General features: G+C 64.1%; 20 protein-coding genes and 2 pseudogenes. 9 read left to right on the top strand and 13 right to left on the bottom strand.

Features of this window, described 5'->3' with window-relative positions:
• Positions 1 to 29: 29 nt before the first annotated feature.
• Positions 30 to 1,130, bottom strand: a complete 1,101-nt coding sequence (locus F6X37_RS04920) for a polyamine ABC transporter substrate-binding protein (protein WP_187610508.1) — start codon at positions 1,128 to 1,130, stop codon at positions 30 to 32.
• A 534-nt stretch (positions 1,131 to 1,664) separates the two neighbouring features.
• On the opposite strand from F6X37_RS04920, the pseudogene F6X37_RS04915 reads away from it, so the two are divergent.
• The 3 genes and pseudogenes from F6X37_RS04915 (at position 1,665) to F6X37_RS04905 (ending at position 4,214) form a co-directional block, all read left to right on the top strand.
• Positions 1,665 to 2,844, top strand: a pseudogene (locus F6X37_RS04915) (Nramp family divalent metal transporter).
• Between the two features lie 123 nt (positions 2,845 to 2,967).
• Positions 2,968 to 3,171, top strand: coding sequence for a DUF1289 domain-containing protein (locus F6X37_RS04910; protein WP_090800501.1), 204 nt, complete (start codon positions 2,968 to 2,970; stop codon positions 3,169 to 3,171).
• A 110-nt stretch (positions 3,172 to 3,281) separates the two neighbouring features.
• Entirely contained in the window at positions 3,282 to 4,214 is a 933-nt protein-coding gene (locus F6X37_RS04905; protein ID WP_262419804.1) for a uracil-DNA glycosylase, read from the top strand.
• 153 nt (positions 4,215 to 4,367) lie between these two features.
• Here the strand turns inward: F6X37_RS04905 and F6X37_RS04900 are convergent, their stop codons facing one another.
• From F6X37_RS04900 to F6X37_RS36690, 3 genes and pseudogenes are all read right to left on the bottom strand, one after another.
• Positions 4,368 to 5,960 carry an ABC-F family ATPase gene (locus F6X37_RS04900; RefSeq protein ID WP_090800503.1) on the bottom strand — a complete coding sequence of 531 codons (1,593 nt, stop codon included), beginning with the start codon at positions 5,958 to 5,960 and terminating at the stop codon, positions 4,368 to 4,370.
• A gap of 93 nt (positions 5,961 to 6,053) precedes the next feature.
• The gene (locus F6X37_RS04895; RefSeq protein WP_262419810.1) at positions 6,054 to 6,278 is read right to left on the bottom strand and encodes a hypothetical protein; all 225 of its coding nucleotides are present in this window, start codon (positions 6,276 to 6,278) and stop codon (positions 6,054 to 6,056) included.
• A pseudogene (locus tag F6X37_RS36690) lies at positions 6,259 to 6,429 on the bottom strand (NAD(P)-binding domain-containing protein); the annotation flags it as partial. The gene F6X37_RS04895 and the pseudogene F6X37_RS36690, both read right to left, overlap by 20 nt.
• A 267-nt stretch (positions 6,430 to 6,696) precedes the next feature.
• On the opposite strand from F6X37_RS36690, the gene F6X37_RS04890 reads away from it, so the two are divergent.
• Entirely contained in the window at positions 6,697 to 6,906 is a 210-nt protein-coding gene (locus tag F6X37_RS04890) for a dodecin (protein ID WP_184049245.1), read from the top strand.
• A 109-nt stretch (positions 6,907 to 7,015) separates the two neighbouring features.
• On the opposite strand, the gene F6X37_RS04885 is transcribed toward F6X37_RS04890, so the two are convergent.
• The 4 genes from F6X37_RS04885 to F6X37_RS04870 all read right to left on the bottom strand — a co-directional run bounded on the left by F6X37_RS04885 (position 7,016) and on the right by F6X37_RS04870 (position 11,942).
• Complete coding sequence (locus tag F6X37_RS04885) at positions 7,016 to 8,110, bottom strand: BMP family ABC transporter substrate-binding protein (RefSeq protein ID WP_187610507.1); 1,095 nt, start codon at positions 8,108 to 8,110, stop codon at positions 7,016 to 7,018.
• Between the two features lie 64 nt (positions 8,111 to 8,174).
• Positions 8,175 to 9,104: an ABC transporter permease gene (locus tag F6X37_RS04880; protein ID WP_090800507.1), complete on the bottom strand. Its 930-nt coding sequence runs from the start codon at positions 9,102 to 9,104 to the stop codon at positions 8,175 to 8,177.
• A 39-nt stretch (positions 9,105 to 9,143) separates the two neighbouring features.
• Positions 9,144 to 10,250 (bottom strand): ABC transporter permease, encoded by a 1,107-nt coding sequence (locus tag F6X37_RS04875; RefSeq protein ID WP_090805345.1) that lies wholly within the window; start codon positions 10,248 to 10,250, stop codon positions 9,144 to 9,146.
• Positions 10,251 to 10,343: 93 nt separating this feature from the next.
• Positions 10,344 to 11,942 (bottom strand): ABC transporter ATP-binding protein, encoded by a 1,599-nt coding sequence (locus F6X37_RS04870; protein WP_187610506.1) that lies wholly within the window; start codon positions 11,940 to 11,942, stop codon positions 10,344 to 10,346.
• Between the two features lie 231 nt (positions 11,943 to 12,173).
• Here F6X37_RS04870 and F6X37_RS04865 point away from each other — a divergent pair, with 231 nt between their 5' ends.
• The gene (locus tag F6X37_RS04865; protein ID WP_187610505.1) at positions 12,174 to 13,106 is read left to right on the top strand and encodes a LysR substrate-binding domain-containing protein; all 933 of its coding nucleotides are present in this window, start codon (positions 12,174 to 12,176) and stop codon (positions 13,104 to 13,106) included.
• A 105-nt stretch (positions 13,107 to 13,211) separates the two neighbouring features.
• On the opposite strand, the gene F6X37_RS04860 is transcribed toward F6X37_RS04865, so the two are convergent.
• Positions 13,212 to 14,600 carry an 8-oxoguanine deaminase gene (locus F6X37_RS04860; RefSeq protein ID WP_262419803.1) on the bottom strand — a complete coding sequence of 463 codons (1,389 nt, stop codon included), beginning with the start codon at positions 14,598 to 14,600 and terminating at the stop codon, positions 13,212 to 13,214.
• A 504-nt stretch (positions 14,601 to 15,104) separates the two neighbouring features.
• Between F6X37_RS04860 and uraH the strand changes: the two genes are divergently transcribed.
• The 4 genes from uraH (at position 15,105) to F6X37_RS04840 (ending at position 18,679) form a co-directional block, all read left to right on the top strand.
• Entirely contained in the window at positions 15,105 to 15,458 is a 354-nt protein-coding gene (uraH, locus tag F6X37_RS04855) for a hydroxyisourate hydrolase (RefSeq protein ID WP_187610504.1), read from the top strand.
• A gap of 169 nt (positions 15,459 to 15,627) precedes the next feature.
• Positions 15,628 to 16,821: a urate hydroxylase PuuD gene (locus F6X37_RS04850; RefSeq protein ID WP_184066073.1), complete on the top strand. Its 1,194-nt coding sequence runs from the start codon at positions 15,628 to 15,630 to the stop codon at positions 16,819 to 16,821.
• Between the two features lie 248 nt (positions 16,822 to 17,069).
• Complete coding sequence (locus F6X37_RS04845) at positions 17,070 to 17,336, top strand: helix-turn-helix domain-containing protein (RefSeq protein WP_090800516.1); 267 nt, start codon at positions 17,070 to 17,072, stop codon at positions 17,334 to 17,336.
• Positions 17,333 to 18,679, top strand: a complete 1,347-nt coding sequence (locus F6X37_RS04840; protein ID WP_187610503.1) for a type II toxin-antitoxin system HipA family toxin — start codon at positions 17,333 to 17,335, stop codon at positions 18,677 to 18,679. The genes F6X37_RS04845 and F6X37_RS04840 overlap by 4 nt, the downstream gene beginning before the upstream one ends.
• A gap of 95 nt (positions 18,680 to 18,774) precedes the next feature.
• On the opposite strand, the gene F6X37_RS04835 is transcribed toward F6X37_RS04840, so the two are convergent.
• From F6X37_RS04835 to puuE, 4 genes are all read right to left on the bottom strand, one after another.
• Positions 18,775 to 19,287: an ureidoglycolate lyase gene (locus F6X37_RS04835; protein ID WP_187610502.1), complete on the bottom strand. Its 513-nt coding sequence runs from the start codon at positions 19,285 to 19,287 to the stop codon at positions 18,775 to 18,777.
• Entirely contained in the window at positions 19,284 to 20,294 is a 1,011-nt protein-coding gene (alc, locus tag F6X37_RS04830) for an allantoicase (protein ID WP_187610501.1), read from the bottom strand. Before alc ends, F6X37_RS04835 begins: the two co-directional genes overlap by 4 nt.
• A 67-nt stretch (positions 20,295 to 20,361) precedes the next feature.
• Positions 20,362 to 20,883, bottom strand: coding sequence for a 2-oxo-4-hydroxy-4-carboxy-5-ureidoimidazoline decarboxylase (gene uraD, locus F6X37_RS04825; protein WP_090800522.1), 522 nt, complete (start codon positions 20,881 to 20,883; stop codon positions 20,362 to 20,364).
• The gene (gene puuE / locus F6X37_RS04820; RefSeq protein ID WP_187610500.1) at positions 20,880 to 21,830 is read right to left on the bottom strand and encodes an allantoinase PuuE; all 951 of its coding nucleotides are present in this window, start codon (positions 21,828 to 21,830) and stop codon (positions 20,880 to 20,882) included. Before puuE ends, uraD begins: the two co-directional genes overlap by 4 nt.
• Positions 21,831 to 21,841: the final 11 nt, after the last annotated feature.

Below are 21,841 nucleotides of genomic sequence, written 5' to 3'. Positions count from 1 at the left end.
ATAGGCTGCTTATCTGTTTGTTGTCGCGCTTAGCGGCCGGACTTGAACTCGGTCCACAGCCGCGTTTGCAGCCGCTGGATTTCCTGCGGCAGCGGTTTCAACAGGAACAGCGTCTTGATGGTTTCCGGCGACGGGTACACGGCCGGATCGTTCGCGACGTCCTTGTCCACGTACTTGCGCGCTTCCATATTGACGCTCGGGTAGTACACGGCGTTGGTGATCGCGGCGTGCACCTGCGGCGTCTCGATGTAGTTGATCCACTCGAGCGCGGCTTCCTTGTGCTTCGCGTCCTTCGGAATCGCCATCACGTCGAACCACACCGGCGCGCCGCCCTTCGGCACGAAGTACTCGATCTTATACGGCTTCTTCGCCTCGATCGCGCGATGCTTGGCGATCACGACGTCGCCCGACCAGCCGTACGCGAAGCAGATGTCTCCGCCGACGAGGTCGTTGATGTAGCCCGACGAGTTGAACTGGGTGATGTACGGGCGGATCTTTTTAAGCATCGCGAGCGCGGCGCGGTAGTCGGCCGGGTTCGTGCTCATCGGGTCTTTGCCTATGTAGTGCAGCGCAGCTGCGAACATCTGGTCCGGCGCGTCGAGCACCGACACGCCGCAGGCCTTCAGCTTCGAGATGTATTCCGGCTTGAACAGGATGTCCCAGCTATCGAGCGGCGCGTCCTTGCCGAGGATCTGCTGGACCTTCGTCACGTTGTAGCCGAGGCCGGTCGTGCCGTACGCCCAGGGCACCACGTACTTGTTGCCCGGATCGGCGCCGGCGACGAGCGCCATCAGCGACGGGTCGAGGTACTTCAGGTTCGGCAGCTTCGATTTGTCGAGCGGCTCGAAGATGCCCGCGGCGATCTGCTTGCCCGCGTAGTTGCTGGTCGGCACGACGATGTCGTAGCCCGAATTGCCGGCGAGCAGCTTCGCCTGCAGCGTGTCGTCGCTGTCGTAGTTGTCGTACTTGACCTGGATGCCGGTCTGTTTGGTGAAGTTCGGTATCGTGTCCTTCGCGATGTAGTCGGACCAGTTATACACGTTGAGCTGCGTATCCTTCGCAGCGGCCGTCAACCACGGCGCCGCGCACAAGATCAGCGCCGCCATATGCCCCACTATCCGCTTGTTCATCCCGTTCTCCGATCCTCTCGTCACTCAAGCCGCGCCGTCGCCCGCACGGTCCCCTGAAAACCCCGAAAACTACCACCAATTATTGCCCACACAAAAAAAAACCCGGAGCTGTCGCGCAAACGGTACAGGCTCTGGCCGCACCCTTGCAAAATGGGCGCAATTTTAACGGGTTATCGGCCCGTGTCTACCGAAAAATACGCGGTCGTCGGCCGCGCTTTATCCGCGCTGGGCACAGGTTGCGAGGGTTTCATCGCGTCGCCGTTATCTGGTTGTCAGGTCGGCGTTGGCTCGCACCTGGGCGGTGCGCCGCTCTGGCGCGCGCGAGTGCCGGACGGTGCTTGCCGGTGCAGAGCCGCGTCGGCGTCCGGCGCGCCTTTCATGCGCCGCGGCGCCGCCACGACGGCTCGAATGCTCCTATCATGATCCTTTGATGCGTATTGCGCGACGTCGTCGCGCGATGGCCGGCCAGCCGCTGCGCGCGTGCGATGGGCATGTGACTTGCAACAGGATGCGTTTCCCACAAGCTCTGGCACGATGAACACCAATCCTTTCGCGATGCGTCCCGACCGGCGCCGGCGCCTGCCGGGCGAGCCGATGCGTCCCGCGCACTGGTTCTCGTTCCTCGGCGCCGGCGCGCTGATCGCGGTCGGCTATATCGATCCCGGCAACTGGGCGACCGCGCTCAGCGCCGGCGCGGGCTACGGCTACCGCCTGCTCGGCATCGTGCTGCTGTCGAGCCTGATGGGGATGCTGATGCAATGGCTGTCGTCGCGCCTCGGCGTCGTGACCGGGCGCGACCTCGCGCAATTGTGCCGCGAGCGCAATGGCCGGCGCGCGACGCTGTTCCTGCACCTTCGCGCTGCTCGCGCTCCAGCAGAAAGGCGGCCGCAGGCTGGAGGCGGTGATCGCCGCGCTGATCGGCTTCGTCGGCCTGTGCTTCGTCGTGCAGCTCGCGCTCGCGCGACCCGACTGGCACGCGGCGCTCGCCGGCACCGCGCCGAGCCTGGAGCTGATCAGAAGCGCGGGCATGCTGTGGCTCGCGGCCGGCATCGTCGGCGCGACGGTCATGCCGCACAACCTGTATCTGCATTCGGCGCTCGTCAAGCATCACGCGCCCGACAGCAGCGACGCGCAGATCAAGGCCGCGCTGCACGTCGTCAATCTCGATACTTTCGGCTCGCTTGCGTTCGCGTTCGTGATCAACGCGGCGCTGCTGATCGTCGCGGCGGCCGTGTTCTATGCCAGCGGTCATCGCGACGTGACCGATCTGGCCGATGCGCATCGGCTGATCGCGCCGCTCGTCGGCAGCCGCTGGGCCGGCATCCTGTTCGCGACGGCGCTGCTCGCGTGCGGACTCAGCGCGACCGTCACGGGCACGCTGGCCGGTCAGACGGTGATGGAGGGCTTCCTGCGGCTGCGGTTACCGCGCTGGAAACGCGCGCTGCTCACGCGTGCGCTCGCGATCGGGCCGGCCCTGCTCGCGGTGGGCGTGTTCGGTCAGCATGGCTCGAATCAGTTGCTGGTCGCGAGCCAGGTCGTGCTGAGCTTGCAATTGCCGTTCGCGGTCGTGCCGCTGATCCGCTGCGCGTCCGATGCGGCGCTGATGCGCGGCTGGCGCGTGCACGGCGTGCCGCTCGTGCTGTCATGGCTGTCGGCGGCGTTCATCATTGCGCTCAATGGCGCGCTGATGTGGCAACTGGCGACTTCGGCGTGATTGCAGACGCAAAGGTCAGCGCAATTGACATGAAGTTCGCACGACGCTGAGCGGCGCATGCAAGGCGCACGGCGCGCATCGGTTAACATAGCGGGACTTCGCCTCCCCGCCTCAAGGTTTCCGATGACTTCGAATCTCCACGATCTTCCCGACAGCCCGTGCATCGGCGTCTGCTCCACGCTCTTCGACGAGGTCTGTAAAGGCTGCGGCCGCACCGCCACCGAAGTGTCGAACTGGGTGTTTCTGAGCGACGAGGAAAAGCGCGCGATCTGGACTCGGATCGAACGGGAAGGCACGGCGATGCGGTTTCAGAACGACAAGGTGTGAGGGTGTTCGTTGCGCGCTTGAGCGTTGATGCCGGTTGCGGCCATAAAAAATGCCGGGACCTCCCGGCATTTTTTATGGTCCACGTTTTCTGATGCGAGCATCAGAAGCGCATGCCGACGCCGACGATCAGCGGATCAATTGTCGGGCTGCGACCGAGGGTCGCGTTACGCAACGTGCTATACGTTGGACAGAGCCGGCTCGCGGCCATAGACGCTTCAGATCCCGACGCAACTGAACCTGAAAACGCCTCGCAAAACTTCGGCTACATGACCACCGCCAAGGACTTCGTTCAGTGCCTCGCAGAATGGCGCCGCATGGCGAACGTGTTCAATCCATGGTCCGAGACCGATGAGCGCGATCAGCCCGGCATCAACGCGCCGCGGATTCGCCAGCAACAACTTGCGGCCTACCTGCAAGCCCGCCAAAGGAGTATCGAGATCATCCTGATTGCGGAGGCGCTGAGCTGCCGCGGCGGGCGTTTCACAGGCATCGCGATGACCTCCGAGCGGATTCTGCTTGGCAACGATACGAAGCTCAACAGCTTCGCCACGGGATCGGACCACAGCCCACTACCGGACTACCTCCCTGGCCCGGCAGCCCGCACCAGTTGCCGTGATGCGCTGTCTCGAATGACGGACCGCGACTACGGGGTCTATGAGAGAACCGCCTCGGTCGTCTGGCAGACGATGCTTGCCAATGGATTCGGACCGACTGAGTTTGCGCTATGGAATGCGTTCCCGTTTCATCCGTTCGCGGACGAAGATGCCCAGAGCAATCGCCGCCCAACGAATCACGAGCTACATGCGACGGGCCAGATTCTGGCCGACTTCATCAGCCTGTTCCCTCGAACCGTACGGTTCGTTGCGCTTGGGCGGGAAGCGGAAAGCGCGTTGCTCAGTCACCCGATGCGGCCTCTACACGAACTCGTGCGGCACCCTACGGCGAGAGCGGCGAAGCCTGCAAGCGAGGCGCTTCAAGGAAAGGTTCGCCCTATGGCCAAGCTGGATGAGGTGATTCGACGGCTTGCGTCGAGCCGGCATTAGTCCGGGCTTGTCGCGATCGAATCATTGCGCGGTCTTCACTGTGAACGCATGTTCGCCTGGGGCGCCGGATAGCCACCAAAAGCAAAAAAGGCCCACGCCGGCAAACTGCCAGCGTGGGCCTTTGGGAATAGCTGAAGACCAGCAACCAGGCGCTTATTGCACGCCCTGACTCGTCAGGAAGTCCTCATAGTTGCCACCGAAGTCGTTCAGCGTGCCATTGGTCTTCACTTCGATGATCCGGTTCGCGAGGCCGCTCACGAACTCGCGGTCGTGGGAGACGAAAATCAGCGTGCCGTCGAACTTGTCGAGCGCGATCTGCAGCGACTCGATCGACTCCATATCCATGTGGTTGGTCGGCTCGTCCATCAGCAGCACGTTGTGGCGGCCCAGCATCAGCTTGCCCCAGATCATGCGGCCCTTCTCGCCGCCCGACAGCACCTTGACCGACTTGCGAATGTCGTCCGCATTGAACAGCAGCCGGCCGAGCGTGCCGCGCACCATCTGCTCGTCGTCGCCTTCCTTGCGGTACTGGTCGATCCAGTCCATCAGCGTGACGTCGCCCGGAAACTCTTCGTACGTGTCTTGCGGCATGTAGCCAACGTTGGCGTTTTCCGCCCACTTCACCGTGCCGTGGTCGAGTTGCAGATTGCCGAGCAACGAGCGCAGCAGCGTGGTCTTGCCCGCGCCGTTCTCGCCGATGATCGCGATGCGCTCGCCCGGCTGCACGCTGATGCTGAAGTTATTGAAGATCGAGCGCTCGTATTTCTTGGAGATACTGTCGGCGACCACCGCGATGTTGTGCAGCTTCTTCTCGAACTCGAAGCGGATGAACGGGTTCTGCCGCGACGACGGCTTGAATTCCTCGATCTTGATCTTGTCGATCATCTTCAGACGGCTGGTGGCCTGGCGCGCCTTCGACTTGTTCGCCGAGAAGCGGCGCACGAAGTCCTGCAGATCGGCCACGCGCTCCTTCGCCTTCGCGTTGGCGGCCTGCTGACGCTCGCGCGCCTGCGTGCTGGCGAGCATGTAGTCGTCGTAGTTGCCCGGATAGACCTTCAGCGTGCCGTAGTCCATGTCGGCCATGTGCGTGCAGACCTGGTTCAGGAAGTGCCGGTCGTGCGAGATGATGATCATCGTCGAGTTGTACTGGTTGAGAACATCTTCCAGCCAACGGATCGAGTTGATGTCGAGGTTGTTGGTCGGCTCATCCAGCAGCAGCACGTCCGGCTTCGAGAACAGCGCCTGCGCGAGCAGCACGCGCAGCTTCCAGCCGGGCGCCACGTTGCTCATCGGGCCGTTGTGGTCTTCGATCGCGATGCCGATGCCGAGCAGCAGCTCGCCCGCGCGCGCTTCGGCCGTGTAGCCGTCGTACTCGGCGAACTTCGCTTCGAGTTCGGCCGCGTGCATGTAGTCGTCGTCGGTCGCGTCGGGGTTTGCGTAGATCGCGTCGCGCTCGGTCATCGCGGCCCACATTTCGGCATGGCCCATCATCACGACGTCGAGCACGCGCACGTCTTCGTACGCGAACTGGTCCTGGCGCAGCTTGCCCAGACGCACGTTCGGCTCGAGCATCACGTTGCCCGAGCTGGGCTCGAGATCCGAACCGAGAATCTTCATGAAGGTGGATTTACCGCAGCCGTTCGCACCGATCAGGCCATAGCGATTCCCTCCCCCAAATTTGACCGAAATGTTCTCGAAGAGGGGCTTCGGCCCGAATTGCATGGTGATATTGGCAGTAGACAGCACAGCGCGTCCCTTTGAATGTGATATCGGCGAAAAACCTAATATTTTAGCAGGTTTGGAGATTTCAACCGGACAGTTGTTCCGGCGCGGCCCGCGTCACCCGCTCGAGCCGCCGCGCGGCGTCTGCAGAATGTCGATGAAGGCCGAAAAATCCGCGTCGGCGAGCCCCATCGCGGCACCCAGTCGCAGCAATTGCTGGACCGTCGACGCGACCGGCATCGGCGTGCCGGTCTCGTAGGCGCTCCCCCGTCGCGCCGTCCGCCCCCCGCCCGCCTCGCCGAAATCCGCCACCCGCCGCGCCAGCGCGCGCGGCCAGCTCACGCGGCGTATCGACGACGTGCGCGCCCTCGGCTCGCAAGGCCTCGGCCTTGGCTCGCGTGCGGTTCCACACATGCACGCTATGACCCGCGCGCAGCAGGTGCCGGATCATCGGCGCGCCCATCAGGCCGGGGCCGCGAAAACCAGTTTCCACGTTCGAATCTCGTCGGTTATCAGATTGAATCGCTTATGTTGCGTACAGATGATAGCGACCGCGCCAGGCGCTGACGTCGCGCGATACCGGGCATGCGATGTGCAGTATCGATGGTTCGAGCGGCGACGTCTGATCCGCCGCGCAGACGATTGCGCTGGCGAGGACGCATATGTCCGTCGGACTGCGCGAACCGTTGCCTATACTTTTTTCCATGCACGTTTCCGAGCAGCGTTTTACTGACCAGCGGCGCACACCAAGGAGGAACTCATGTCAGAACACGTTTACAAGAAGATCGAACTGACCGGTTCGTCGAAGCAATCGATCGACGACGCGATCACCACCGCGATTGCCAAAGCGTCGGAAACGCTGCGCAATCTGCACTGGTTCGAGGTCACGGAAACGCGCGGCCAGATCGAGAACGGCAAGGTCGCGTACTGGCAGGTAACGCTGAAGGTCGGCCTGCGCATCGAGGACTGAGCGGCGACCGCACGACACGCTTGCCCGTTGCCACGCGCAAGCCGCAAACAGAAAAGCTGCGTCCAGGCGGGGCTGGACGCAGCTTTTTTTCAACAACGGACCGCCCGATTTACTTCGGCAGCGAGCCGTCGACACCCTCCACGTACCAGTTCAGGCGCTGCAGTTCCGGATCGGTCAGCGTCTTGCCGTCAGGCACCTTCACCGTGCCCGACTGATCCTTGATCGGGCCCGTGAACACGTCGCGCTTGCCGCTCGCGAGTTCGTCGCGCTTCGCGGCAACCTGCTTCTGCCCATCGGCCGGAATCGCCGACGTGTTCAGGTCCTCGAGGTTGACGGCCTTCTGCGGAATGCCCCACCACACCGGAGCGTTCGTCCACTTGCCGTCGAGCACCTGCTGGATCACCGCGCTGTAGTACACGCCCCAGTGCGCGACGACCGAGCCGAGATGCGCATCAGGACCGAACTTCTTCATGTCCGAATCCCAGCCGAACGCGTGCACGTGCTTCTCCGACGCGGTCGCGAGCGTCGCGCTCGAATCGGTGTTCTGCAGCAGCACGTCGGCGCCCTGGCCGATCAGCGTTTCGGCGGCCTGCTTTTCCTTGCCCGGATCGAACCAGCTGTTGATCCAGATCACCTTCGTATGCACCTTCGGATTCACCGAGCGCGCGCCGAGCGTGAATGCGTTGATGTTGCGCACCACTTCCGGAATCGGCACCGACGCGACGAAGCCGAGCGTGTTGCTCTTCGTCACGTAGCCCGCGGCGACGCCGGCCAGGTACGCGCCCTGGTACATGCGCACGTCGTAGGTGCCGAAGTTCGGCGCCTTCTTGTAGCCGGTCGCGTGCAGGAAGATGGTGTCCGGGAAGTCCTTCGCGACCTTCAGCTCGAAGTCCTGGTAGCCAAAGCTCGTGCCGAAGATGATCTTGTTGCCCTTGTTCGCGAGATCGCGGAACACGCGCTCGGAGTCGGCCGATTCGGGCACGTTCTCGACGCGCGTGATCTTGATCCTGTTGCCGAACTTCGCTTCGGCTTCCCGCGAGCCCTGATCGTGCGCGAAGGTCCAGCCGGCATCGCCCGGATTGCCGAGATAGACGAACGCGACGCCCGGCACGTCAGCGGCCTGCGCGGTTTGCGCGAGCGGCGCCGCAAGCGCCAGCGACGCCGCACCCCAAGCGAAAGCGGTCAGCAGATTTCTTCTCTTCATGTTTTTTTCCCTGTCGTAATGAGCGAATAGTGTTGAGCGGATCGATAAAGGACCTGTGTCGCCGTCAGCCCGCCGAGAAAAACGGCTTGCCGAGCGACGCGGGTGCATTCAGGCGAATCGTGTTCGGATTGCGCGAGATCAGCGCGAGCACGACGATCGTCGCGACGTACGGCAGCATCGCGAGAAACTGCGTCGGCACCGGCACACCGATCGCCTGCGCATAGAACTGCAGCCCCGTCACCGCGCCGAACAGCAGCGAGCCGATCAGCAGTCGCCCAGGGCGCCACGTCGCGAACACCACGAGCGCGAGCGCAATCCAGCCGCGGCCCGAGGTCAGGTTCTCCTGCCACAGGTGCAGATTGACGATCGAATAGTAGCCGCCCGCGAGCCCCGCCATGCCGCCGCCGAACGCGACCGCCCCATAGCGCACGCCGACCACCGGAAAGCCGACCGAATGCGCGACCTGCGGCGATTCGCCGACCGAGCGCAGCACGAGTCCCGCGCGCGTGCGATAGAGGAACCAGCCGATCGCGGCGAACATCAGGAACGCGAGGTAATCGAGCGGCGTGAGGGTAAACAGCGCGGGGCCGAGCACCGGGATGTTCGACAGCCCGGGGATCGTCCACGTATCGATCGTCGCGCGCACCGCCGCCGACGTGTACGGCTTGCCGACGTACGCGGACAGCCCGATGCCGAAGATCGTCAGCGACAGGCCGGTCGCGACCTGGTTGGCGAGCATCGTCAGCGTGAGGAACGCGAACAGCAGCGACATCGCGAGACCGGCGCCGATCGCGGCGAGCACGCCGAGCCACGGGCTGCCGGTGATCGACGTGACCGCGTAGCCGCTGACGGCGCCCATCAGCATCATCCCTTCCACGCCAAGATTGAGTACGCCCGATTTTTCGGCGACGAGTTCGCCGGCGCCCGCGAACATCAGCGGGATCGACGCGGTGATCGCGCTCGACGTGAGCGCGCTGGCTTGCTGGATATCCATATCGAGTCTGAAAGCGGATGAGCGAGCTGATTGGCAAACTTAACGAGCCACTGCTGCGGCCGAGCGGCGCCGCACGCGGTAGTTCACGAACAGGTCGGCGCCGAGCAGGCAGAACAGCAGCAGCCCCTGGAACACGCCCGAGAGCGCCTGCGGCAATTGCATCGAGGTCTGCACCGCTTCGCCGCCGAGATACAGCAACGCCATCAGCAGACTGGCGAGCACGATGCCGAGCGGATGCAGCCTGCCGACGAACACGACGATGATCGCGGTGAAGCCGTAGCCCGGCGACCACGTCGCCTGCAACTGGCCGATCGGACCGGCGATTTCGCCCATACCGGCGAGGCCCGCGAGGCCGCCGCTAATCAGCAGCGACGTCCAGATCGTCTTCTTGTCGGAGAAACCGGCGTAACGCGCGGCGAGCGGCGCAAGTCCGCCAACGTTCATCCGGTAGCCCGCGAAGCTCTTGCGCATGAACAGCCAGACGAGCGGAATCGCGATCAGCGTGAGGAACACGGACGCGTTCAGGCGCGTGCCACGCAGAAATTTCCAGTGCCAGTCGCCATACAGCGTCGGAAACAGCGCGTCGCCGCTGAACATCTCCGACAGCGGGAAGTTCATGCCCTGCGGATCGCGCCATGGGCCGCTCACGAGATAGATCAGCAGTTGCGTCGCGACGTACGTGAGCATCAGGCTCACGAGAATCTCGTTGGTATTGAAGCGGCTCTTCAGAAACGCCGGAATCGCGGCCCACGCCATGCCGCCGAGGATGCCGGCCGCCATCATGGTCGGCAGGATCCACCAGCCGCTCGCCTGATCGAAATAGATTGCGACGCCGCTCGCCGCGATGCCGCCGAGCAGCATCTGCCCTTCGGCGCCGATGTTCCACACGTTCGCGCGATAGCCGATCGCGAGACCGAGGCCGATCAGGCACAGCGGCGACGCCTTCAGCAGCAGCTCCGACCAGCCGTTGATGCTCGACAGCGGCTCGATGAAAAACCCGTGCATCGCCTGCAACGGGTCGCGGCCGACGAGGCCGAAGATCAGGAAGCCGATCGCGAGCGTCAGCAACGCGGCGATCAGCGGCACGGCGAGCTGCATCGTGCGCGACGGCGACGTGCGGGCTTCGAGTCGATAGGGAAGCATCATGGGTAGCGTGTATTTGTTCGGGTTCTGTTCTTCAGGGTCCGCATTCGCGTGCGTGGTTAGCGTGTTGGCGTGGCCGGCGGGCAACGCCTAGCCTCATGCATGCGCCGGTTGATCCGCCGCGGGCGCCGCGCCCTCGCGGTCGCCGAACAGCCCCGCCATCCAGCGGCCGATTTCCTCGGCGTTGGTCGCACCGGTCGCGCGCACCGGCGAAAGCCGCCCGCCCGCGAGCACCGCGATGCGATCGCAGATATCGAACAGCTCTTCCAGTTCCTCCGAGATCACCAGAATCGCAACGCCGCGCGCCGACAGATCGAGCAGTTGCTGACGGATGAACGCCGACGCGCCGACATCGACGCCCCACGTCGGCTGCGCGACCACGAGCACCTTCGGCGCCTGCAAAATCTCGCGGCCCATGATGTATTTCTGCAGATTGCCGCCCGACAGACTTTGCGCGAGCGCGTCGGCGCCGCCGCAGCGCACGTCGAACGCGTCGATGCAGCGCTTCGCGAATGCGCGCATCACACCCGTTTTGATCCAGCCCGAGTTGACCATGCTCTGCCGATGCGCGGTGAGCAGCGCGTTGTCGGCGAGGCTCATCGCCGGCACCGCGCCGCGGCCGAGCCGCTCTTCGGGCACGAAGCCGAAGCCGAGCGCGCGCCGCCCGCCCGCGCCGAGGCGCGCGGCCGGTTTGCCGCAGATCGCGATCGTGTCGGCCGGCAGGCTGCGTTTTTCAGCGCGCTTCTCGCCGGACAACGCCGCGAGCAGTTCCGCCTGCCCGTTGCCCGACACACCGGCAATGCCGAAGATCTCGCCCGCATGCACGCTGAACGACACGTCGCGCAACGAGGTGCCGAACGGATCGTCGCTCGCGACCGACAACTGCCTGACATCGAGCAGCACCGCGCCCGGCTTGTGCTCGCGCCGCGTGTAGTCCGGCAGCGAGTGGCCGACCATCAACTGCGCGAGCGATGCATGCGTCTCGTTCTTCGGCGTCACATGGCCGGTCACGCGACCGCCGCGCATCACCGTCGCGGTGTCGCACAACTCCTGGATTTCGTCGAGCTTGTGGCTGATGTAGAGGATGCTGCAGCCCTCGGCCGCGAGCCGGCGCAGCGTCGTGAAGAGCTTGCGGACCGCCTGCGGCGTCAGCACCGAGGTCGGTTCGTCCATGATCAACAGACGCGGATTCTGCAGCAGGCAGCGCACGATTTCGACACGCTGCCGCTCGCCGACGGTGAGGCTGTGGACATGCCGCTGCGGATCGATGTCGAGCCCGTAGTCGGCCGACACCTCGCGAATGCGTTTGGCCAACGTCTTCAGATCGAACGGTTCGTCGAGCGCGAGCGCGATGTTTTCGCCGACCGTCAGCGTCTCGAACAGCGAGAAGTGCTGGAACACCATGCCGACGCCGAGCTTGCGGGCGGCCGCCGGACTCGCGATCTCGACCGTCTCGCCTTCCCAACGGATCTCGCCGGCGTCGGGTCGCACGGCGCCGTAGATGATCTTCATCAGCGTGCTCTTGCCCGCGCCGTTCTCGCCGAGCACCGCGTGGATTTCGCCGGGCGCGACGACGAGCGTGACGTCGTCGTTGGCGCGCACGGCCGGGTACTGCTTCGTGATGCCCGTCAGCGCGAGCCGAGGCACCGCCTGGCCGGTGAGTTGCGCGCCGTCGCTAAGTGGAGTGTCGCTCATGAGATTCCGTAGTGCGTTCGTGACGCTGCTTGCCGCCGGCGGGCGATCCGTCACCACAACCGGATGACAATACCTAATTCGCCCCACTCAGTCGAGTTGACAAAATTCCCGCAAACCCCCGCCGCTACAAGCTCTGCGGGTATATCGCCCTTGACGCCGTTTTTCGTCCATATTAAAACGCATATACCCCCACGTTCGTTCGATCAGCCTGCACATATATTCGGAGAATCCATGAGCCAGCAACGCGAGGCGATCGACACGTACCTGCTGCGCGTGTTGCACACGCTACTGATGGAGCGCAGCGTCACCCGCGCCGCCGTCAAACTGAACCAGTCCCAACCCGCCATCAGCGCGGCGCTGCGCCGTCTGCGCGACATCACCGGCGACCCGCTGCTGGTGCGCGGCAAGTCCGGCATGGTGCCGACCGAGTACGGTCTGCGCCTGCTCGAACCGGTGCAGAACGCGCTGCGCGAAATCGAGCGCATCAAGTTCCAGCAGCACAACTTCGATCCGGCCACGTCGATCCGCTGCTACCGGATCGGCTGTCCTGACTACCTGAACGTGCTGTTCGTGCCGACGGTCGTCGAACGTTTCCGCAAGGCCGCACCGAACGCGACGCTCGAATTCCATTCGCTCGGCCCCGCGTTCGACTACGAACTCGCGCTCGAGGACGGCAAGCTCGACATCGTGGTCGGCAACTGGCCGGAGCCGCCCGAGCAGTTGCATCTGTCGAACCTGTTCGTCGATCAGATCGTGTGCCTGATGAGCAACACGCATCCGTTCGCCAAACGCGGCGGGCTCACGCTCGACCAGTACCTGAACGCGCCACATCTCGCGCCGACGCCGTATTCGGTCGGCCAGCGCGGCGCGATCGACGTGCATCTCGCGCGCGAGCGGCTCAAGCGCCATGTGGTCGTCACGTTGCCCTACTTCAATCTCGCGCCGTACGTGCTGATCAAATCCGATCTGATCTTCACGACGACGCGCCTCTTTGCCGACTACTACGCGAAGTTCCTGCCGCTGACCGTGGTGGCCGCGCCACTCGACTTTCCGCCGATGCAGTACTACCAGCTGTGGCACGAGCGCGTGCATTACTCCGACGAAGTGCGCTGGCTGCGCGGCGTGGTTGGCGAGGCGACCCGGACGTTGATCGACAAGTCCTGACGCCGCATGCGGTGCCGATCGCACTGGCGCCGCCGCTCACGGATCAGCGACTCGCGGCTTGCGCGCGGCGCGGCGCGGCGCGAGTGCCGCCCGTTCCGCTCGAGCTCAAGCGGCCGCCTCGTAAAGCTGCCGCGCGAGCGCGTTATGCCGCTCGATCACCGGCCCGAGTTCGAGCGTCCCCAACTGCCCATTCTTCACCACCACCTTGCCGTCGATCACGCTATAGCTGACCTGCGACGGCGCGCAGAATACCAGAGCCGCCACCGGATCGTGCAGCGCGCCGGCAAAATGCGGCTGACGCAGATCGAACGCGACGAAATCCGCGGCCATGCCGGGCGCGAGAGCGCCGATGTCGTCGCGATTGAGCACGCGCGCACCACCCAGGGTCGCGATTTCGAGCGCCTCGCGCGCGGTCATCGCATCGGGCCCAAAACCGACTCGCTGCAGCAGCAGCGCCTGGCGCACTTCGGCGACCATCTGCGCACCGTCGTTCGACGCCGAACCGTCGACGCCGAGCCCAACCGGCACGCCCGCGAGCCGCATGCGCTTGACCGGCGCGATGCCCGACGCGAGCCGCATGTTCGAGCACGGACAGTGCGCGACGCCGGTGCCGGTGCGCGCGAACAGCGCAATGCCCGCGTCGTCGAGTTGCACGCAGTGCGCATGCCATACGTCATGGCCGACCCAGCCGAGATCGTGCGCATACTCGGCCGGCGTCATGCCGAACTTCTCGCGGCTGTACTCGACGTCGTTGAGGTTCTCCGCCAGATGCGTATGCAGCGACACGCCGTACTGGCGCGCGAGCGCCGCCGATTCGCGCATCAGGTCGCGGCTCACCGAAAACGGCGAGCACGGCGCCACGACGACGCGCAGCATGGAGTAGCGCCCATCGTCGTGATACGTCTCGATCAGACGCTGCGTGTCCTTCATGATGTCCGCTTCGCGCTCGACCACCGAATCGGGCGGCAGGCCGCCGTCCTTGCGTCCCACGCTCATGCTGCCGCGCGCAGCATGAAAGCGCATGCCGATTCGGCGCGCGGCCGCGATGCTGTCGTCGAGACGGCTGCCGTTCGGATAGATGTACAAATGGTCGCTCGACGTCGTGCAGCCCGACAGCAGCAGCTCGGCCATCGCGGTCAGCGTCGATACTTCGATCATGTCAGGCGTGAGGTTCGCCCACACTTTGTACAGGTTCGTGAGCCAGCCGAACAACTCGGCGTTCTGCGCGGCGGGAATCGCGCGCGTGAGGCTCTGGTACATGTGGTGATGCGTGTTGACGAGGCCCGGAATCACGAGATGGCCGTGCAGGTCGAGTACCTGGTCGGCCGATTGCGGCAGTTGCGCGGTCGGTCCGACCGCGACGATCCGGTTGTCCTCGATATACAGCCCGGCGTCGCGCAGTTCGCGCCGCTCGTCATCCATCGTGACCAGCACGTCCGCGTGCTTCACGAGCATCGTCTTACCGGGTTGTTTCAGTGCTTCATTCATCGTCATTCGTCTGTCCGCCTGATTGCCTGCATGCAAAGCCGTTCGAACGCGATGCGGCGGCACGCCACCGTGCCGTCGCGTTCCGTTGAACGCCATTGGCCCGGTTACCCAGCGTGAGTCGCCGTCTTCGGGGTTGTCCGTGCCAAAAGCCTGCCTTTGCACGGGTGTGTCGCGCCGCACAGCGCTTACCTTCGGTAGCCAAAATCCCGCTGACAACCCGCGCGGTTGCGATACCCAACTTCACACCGCCAATATAGTGGTGCAATTTTGGCGCCGGTACGATCGGCCGATGAGCCGGCGCGGCTTTCGTCTGGCTGTCCATCATGCGCGAACCATTATCTTTCCTATCGCTCGCGCTCGGGACAGAGCATCCTTTCTACAATGGCTGCCACGGCGCTCGCTTCGATTCGCCGACGGGTATGTAGCCACTGACGTGGAGCCTCGATCCGCCGCAAACGTAATGGATCGGGCCGCCGCCGACACCTCGCATTCACACAAGGACAATTGCGAATGGGCAAGCTCACTACCCACGTGCTCGACACCGCGAACGGCCGTCCCGGCGCAGGCATCAAGGTCGAACTCTTCGCGCTCGCGGGCGACACGCGCCGCGCGCTCAAAACCACTGTCACCAATCACGACGGCCGCTGCGACGAGCCGCTGCTCGAAGGCGACGCGCTCGTCGCGGGCGAGTACGAACTCGTGTTCGGCGCGGGCGACTACTTCGCCTCGCTCGGCACGAAGGTGCCGGAACCACGCTTCGTCGATTGCGTCGTGCTGCGCTTCGGCGTCGCCGATGCCGACGCGCACTATCACGTGCCGCTGCTGGTGTCGCCGTTTTCGTACAGCACGTATCGGGGCAGCTAGCCCTGCTGGATGCGAGCCGCGTCCGAACCGGCACGAACAGACCTGGACAGGCACAACGCCCCGCGATACCCATAACAACCCGCGCTGCGTCTTCTATCCGCAGTCGGCGCGATGACCGACGACGTCGAACGTCATCGCGCACGCAACGAATCAGAAGTGGAGGAGTTTCATGGAAGGCTTTATCACCGACTGGTTGAACCTCGCGATTCGCTGGTTCCACGTCATCGCCGCCATTGCATGGATCGGCGAATCGTTCTATTTCGTCGCGCTCGACAATAGCCTGAAGCCGCCGACCGATCCGAACCAGCGCCGTCGCGGCGTGTTCGGCGAGCTGTGGCACGTGCACGGCGGCGGCTTCTACAACATGCAGAAGTACACGGTCGCGCCGCCCGAAATGCCCGAAGACCTGCACTGGTCGAAATGGCCGTCGTACACGACGTGGCTGTCGGGCTTCGGTCTCTTTACCGTGCTGTATCTGTTCTCGCCGAGCACCTACCTGATCGACAGGAACGTGCTCGACATGGGGCCGGTGGTCGCCGTCGCCTCGGCGATCGGCTTCCTCGCGGCCGGCTGGATCGTCTACGACTCGCTGTGCCGCATTCTCGGCACACGCGACAAACTTCTCGGCATCTGTGTCGGCGTTTATGTGCTGATCGCGGCGTATCTCGCCTGCCATATCTTCGCGGGCCGCGCAGCGTATCTGATCGTGGGCGCGATGCTCGCGACGATCATGTCGGCCAACGTGTTCTTCGTGATCATTCCGGGCCAGCGCAAGATGGTCGACGCGATGCTGAAGGGCGACACGCCGAACCCGATCTACGGTAAGCGCGGCAAGCAGCGCTCGGTGCACAACACGTATTTCACGCTGCCGGTCGTGTTCGCGATGCTGTCGAACCACTACGCGATGACCTACACGCATCCGTACAACTGGGCGGTGCTCGTCGTCATCATGCTGGCCGGTGCGCTGATCCGTCAGTTCTTCGTGATGCGCCATCGCGGCCAGGTGTTGTGGTATCTGCCGCTCGTCGGCGTCGCGCTGATGTGCACGGCACTCGTGTGGACCATGCCGCGTCCGGTGGTGCCGCAGGCGCAGGCCGCCAACGCGCCGACGCTGAAGGTCGCCGACATCGCGCCGGTGCTGCAGCAGCGCTGCGTGGCCTGCCACTCCGCGCATCCGACGATGATGGGCAGCGCGCCCGCCGGCGTGCTGATGGATACGCCCGACGAAATTTCGCAGAACGCGCAGCGCATTTACCAGCAGGCGGTCACGTTGAAGGCGATGCCGCTCGGCAACGTCACGCATATGACCGACGACGAGCGGATGAAGATCGCCGCGTGGTTCGAAGGCGGCGCGGCGAAGTAAGGACGTCTGTCCGGATCACGGAGCCGGTGCCGAGGCAGAGGCTGGAGTGCGAAGCGGGCTTGTCGCGAGAGCGGCAAGCCCGTTGTTGTTTGAGAAGGTGACGTGCTGAATTTGTCGCCCTTGGGCTACAAAAATCGCCAAAGATACATAAAATGTAGCCCAAGAGACACAAATACGAATAACCTTGTTGTGTCTCTTGGGCTACAATAAATGTCAAATACGTTGAGTTTGACGCCCTGAGGCTACAAATGACCACCCTTGCCGATGTCTCGGACATGCTGAAAGCCGTGCGACGCGACAGCAAACTATCGCAGGAAGAACTTGGGCGCCGCGCGGGCGTGGCCCGCACGACCGTCGCGCGGATGGAAACGCTCGCCAGGAACGATATGAGCGTGTCCGTGCTCGTGCGCCTGCTCGAGGTTGCCGGTTACGACCTCAAGTTCGTCGCGCATGGACATGGCCGCACGCTGGAAGACATCCTCGCTGAACAGCGCAGCCCGGACGCGCAGCCATGAAGCTCGACGTTCAGGTGCTAGGCAAGAACGTTGCCACGCTGTTTCGCGAGCGCGACGACTATGTCCTCAAATATAACGGCGATGCGAGCGCGGCCGACTTCGTCAGCCTGACGATGCCGGTGCGCGAAGAGCCTTGGCGCTGGCCACGCGACCTGCATCCGTTTTTCCGGCAGAACCTGCCCGAAGGCTATCTGCTGAATCTGATCCGCGAGCGATTCGGGCCCTTGCTCGATGGAACCGATCTGTCACTGCTCGCCGTCGTCGGCTCGATGGGGATCGGCCGGGTCACCGTGACGCCCGAAGGCGTGGCGCCGGGCACCGAACTCCAGGCGCTCGACGTCCAGCACATCCTGCACGGCGACAACACCGCCGAACATTTCGCGCAACTCGTACGTGAATACGCGCGAGCGGCCATTTCGGGCGTCGTGCCGAAGTTCATCGCGCCGCAGGCGCAGTCTGCCGCATCGACACCGGTGCAGCTCGGTAAGCCGACGATTCGAACGAGCCGTCACATCGTCAAAGGTTCGGACGACAACACGCCCTTTCTCGGTTTCAACGAGTTCCATTCGATGCGGGTGCTGGAGCGGCTGGGGGTGGCGCCCGTTGCGCGCACGCGGATGTCGGACGATGGCAGGGCGCTCGTCGTCGAGCGCTTCGATGTCGACGCGCAGGGACTGCCGGCGTATGGCGTCGAAGACTTGTGCGGTCTGCTCGGCTTGCCGCCGCACGAAAAATACCATTCGACGAGCGAGAAAATGCTCAACGCGGCAAGAGCGTATCTGCTCGATCGCGACACCATGCGGATGCAACTCCAGCAGCTCGGCTGGCATTTGCTGACGAACTACGTCGTGCGCAATGCGGACTGCCACACCAAGAACGTCGCACTGTTCTATACCTCGGTCGACGATGTCGCGTTCACGCCCGTCTACGATGTCGTGACGACCCAGGCTTATCCGCGCTTCGCAGCCAATCCGCCCGGGCTGCCTGTCGACGGCCGCAAAACCTGGGCAGCCGGTAAAACGCTGGAACGATTTTTCAACACGCGCATGGGCATCGCCCCGCGGCAATATGCGCAGATGGTTGAAGCGCTGTGCGACTCCGCTGTCGACGTCGGCCACGAGTTGATCGAAGCAGCGCGCAACGAACCGCAGTGGCGTGCGCTCGCCAAGCAGATGCTGCATGCTTGGGACGACGGCATGACATCGCTGCGCTCGCCGAAGAAAAGCCTGCAATTCAGGGGGCTCAAGCCGGCTATCGAAGCAGCGGGATTTTCGGCGCCGGAGCCGCCCGAGCGGTCAAGGGAAGTCATTGGGCATTCGCCGCTGCTTGGCAGGCGCAAGTGATCGCCATCCATGCAAAAAAGCCCACGACGTAACGCACGTCGCGGGCCTGTTCTTCGAACCGCAACGCTGCCGGCGACCCGGCAGCTGCATCGCCATCAAACCGCCACCGCGCTCAGCGCATCTTCCGTGAGCCACAGCGACTCCGCCAGATCCTGCTCGTTCAGATTGAGCCCCTCGCCGCCACGATCGACGACGATAAAGTCGCTCGTCTCGCCCAATGCGATCAGCGGATGGTGCCACACGCCTTTCGCGTAGTTGACGCCCTGCCAGCCAGTGGTGACGAACGCGCGGATCTTCTTCGTGTCGAGTTCGCCCGCGGGCGCGACGACGACCAGATACGGCTTGTCGTTGAGCGGCACGAACGCCTGGCTGCCAAGCGGATGACGCTCGAGCATCTTCACTTCGAACGGCAGCGTGCGCGGCTGGCCACGAAACAGATTGACGAGCGCGCGGCCGTGCTCGTCGGCCACGTCGACCTTCGCGAGGTCGTGATAGCGGATCGTCGTGCCGAGGTTGATCGGAATCTGCTTCGCGCCTTCGAGTTCGATCACGTCGCCGAATGCGGCGAACGCCGCTTTCGTCAGCGCTTCGATGGCGAGCGTTTTCATTCGAGCGTACCCCACAGACGCAGACGCGACACGCCGCCGTCCGGATAGATGTTGAAGCGCACATGCGTAACGGGCCCGAGCGTCGCGATCTCGCTCTCGAAGAAATGCTGCTCGTCCATCTGCAGTTTCTGTTCGCCGAGCAGCACCGGCCAGAACATCGCCTGCGTGACGAGCGAGCTGTCGGTCCCGCCCTTCACGTACGCGGCCTGGATCGAGCAGCGATCCGGATAATTGCCCTTGAAGTGCGCGGTATCGACTTCGATCTTGCGGATCACGCCCGGCTGCGCGAGCGCGATGATCGCCCAGTCGTTGCCCGGCTCGCGACGACGACGCGTTTCCCAGCCGTCGCCCATATTCATGCCGCGACCCGGCATCAGCAGCGTCGAGGCCGCGCCGAAGTGCTGGTTGTTCGCGCCGACCAGATACGCGCCGTTTTCCATCGCCGCGAGATCGAACTGCTCGGTGCGGCTCGCGCCGGCCCAGTCGACCTGCGGCTGACCGTAAACACGCAGACGCGCGATGCCGCCGTCCGGATAGATGTTCACGCGCAGATGCGTGTACGCGCTCGCGTCGCCGACTTCGAGGTAGTGGTGGCTATTGCCCTGCAACGTGGTCGACGGCACGATCTCGGTCCATTGCGTCGCCTGATTCGGCTCGCCATCCGCAACGCGCGCCGCTTCCACCGACGCCGCCGGCGGGAAGTTGCCGGTGAAGTGGCTCGTGTCGAGGTCGAGTCCCTTGATCACGCCGGGCCGCGCGAGCTTGACGATGCACCAGTCGTAGCCGGTCGTGCGCTTGCGACGCGTTTCCCAGCCGTCCATCCACTTGCCGTTGTCGTCGTACTTGCCCGGAATGAAGACGGCCGGTTCCGGATTCAGCATGCGGTCCTTCGGCGCGAAGAATTCGTCGCTGGCCTCGAGCGCCTGCGCGCCCAGACGCGGGTCCGCCAGGTTCACGTAACGGCGCGTGAATTCCGGTGCGTTGGGGTCGAGAATCGGAAGTGCCATCTTTGTCGTCCTTGAGATCGATTGGTGCGGGAAAAACGTTACGGCTCGCTGCGTGACGCAATGCGCGTCACGCGCCGATCAGGTCGTCGAGCCGCAAACGTGCAATGCGATAGATCTGATCGAGGCTCGCGCGCAGTTCGTCGGCGCGGCTGTTGTTCACGCGCGATTCGAAGTCCGCGATGATGCCGTGGCGGTCGTAGCCGCGCACCGCGAGAATGAACGGAAAACCGAATTTCTCGCGATACGCTTGATTGAGCGCATGCAGCTTATCGAACTCTTCCTGCGTGCATTGCGCGAGACCCGCGCCGCTTTGCTCGCGCGTCGACTCGGCGGTCAGCTCGCCGCGCACCGCGGCCTTGCCGGCCAGCTCCGGGTGCGCGTTGATCAGCGCGAGCTGCTTGTCCTCGCCAGACGTTTCGACGATCTGCGACATCCTGCGATGCAGCTCGTCGATGCTCGCGAACGGCCGCTCCCGCGCCGCGACTTCGGCGACCCACGGCGAGTGCTCGAAGATGCCCGACAGCGCCGCGACGAATGCGTCGGTCGAGATCCTGTTGAGTTGGTCCAGGGTGTATTGCATCGCCTTCATGCCGCAGCCTCGCGGTTGTCTTGCTGGTAAGGATGAGTTTCGTGCCAGTGCCGGGCGATATCGACGCGCCGCGACACCCATACGCGATCGTGCTGTTCGATGTGGTCGAGAAAGCGCTGCAGCGCCCGGAAACGACCCGGCCGCCCGAGCAGCCGGCAGTGCATCCCGATCGACAGCATCTTCGGCACTTCGTCGCCCTCTTCGTACAGCACGTCGAATGCGTCGCGCAGGTAGGTGAAGAAGTGGTCCGCGGTGTTGAAGCCTTGCGGGGTGGCGAAGCGCATGTCGTTGGTGTCGAGCGTGTACGGCACGATCAGTTGCGGCACGGTCTTACCGCCCGCCACCTCGACGTCCATCCAGAACGGCAGGTCGTCGCCGTAGTAATCGGAGTCGTACAGGAAGCCGCCATATTCGGCGACCAGCCGATGGGTATTCGGACTGTCGCGGCCGGTGTACCAGCCGAGCGGCCGCACGCCGGTCACGCGCTCGATCGCCTCCATGCCGAGGCGCATGTGCTGCGCCTCCTGCTCCGGCGACATGTCCTGATAGTGAATCCAGCGATAGCCGTGGCACGCGATCTCATGTCCGAGTTCGACGAACGCCCGCGCAACTTCCGGATGCCGTTCGATCGCCATGCCGACGCCGAACACCGTCAGCGGCAGGTCGCGCCTTTCGAATTCGCGCAGAATGCGCCACACGCCCGCGCGCGAGCCGTATTCGTAGATCGACTCCATGCTCATGTGCCGCGCCGGATACGCCGCCGCGCCCACGATCTCCGACAGGAACTGCTCGGAACCGGGATCGCCGTGCAGCACGCAGTTTTCGCCGCCCTCTTCGTAATTGAGGACGAATTGCACCGCAACGCGCGCTCGCCCCGGCCAGTTCGGATGCACCGGGTGGCGGCCGTAGCCGATCAGATCGCGTGGGTAGTTCGGGTCGAGTGGCATGGTTTGACGGA

It is taken from the genome of Paraburkholderia sp. 31.1, assembly GCF_014397645.1.
In the GTDB taxonomy this organism is placed as follows: Bacteria; Pseudomonadota; Gammaproteobacteria; order Burkholderiales; family Burkholderiaceae; genus Paraburkholderia; species Paraburkholderia tuberum.
This window is presented reverse-complemented; position numbering and strand designations above follow the sequence as displayed.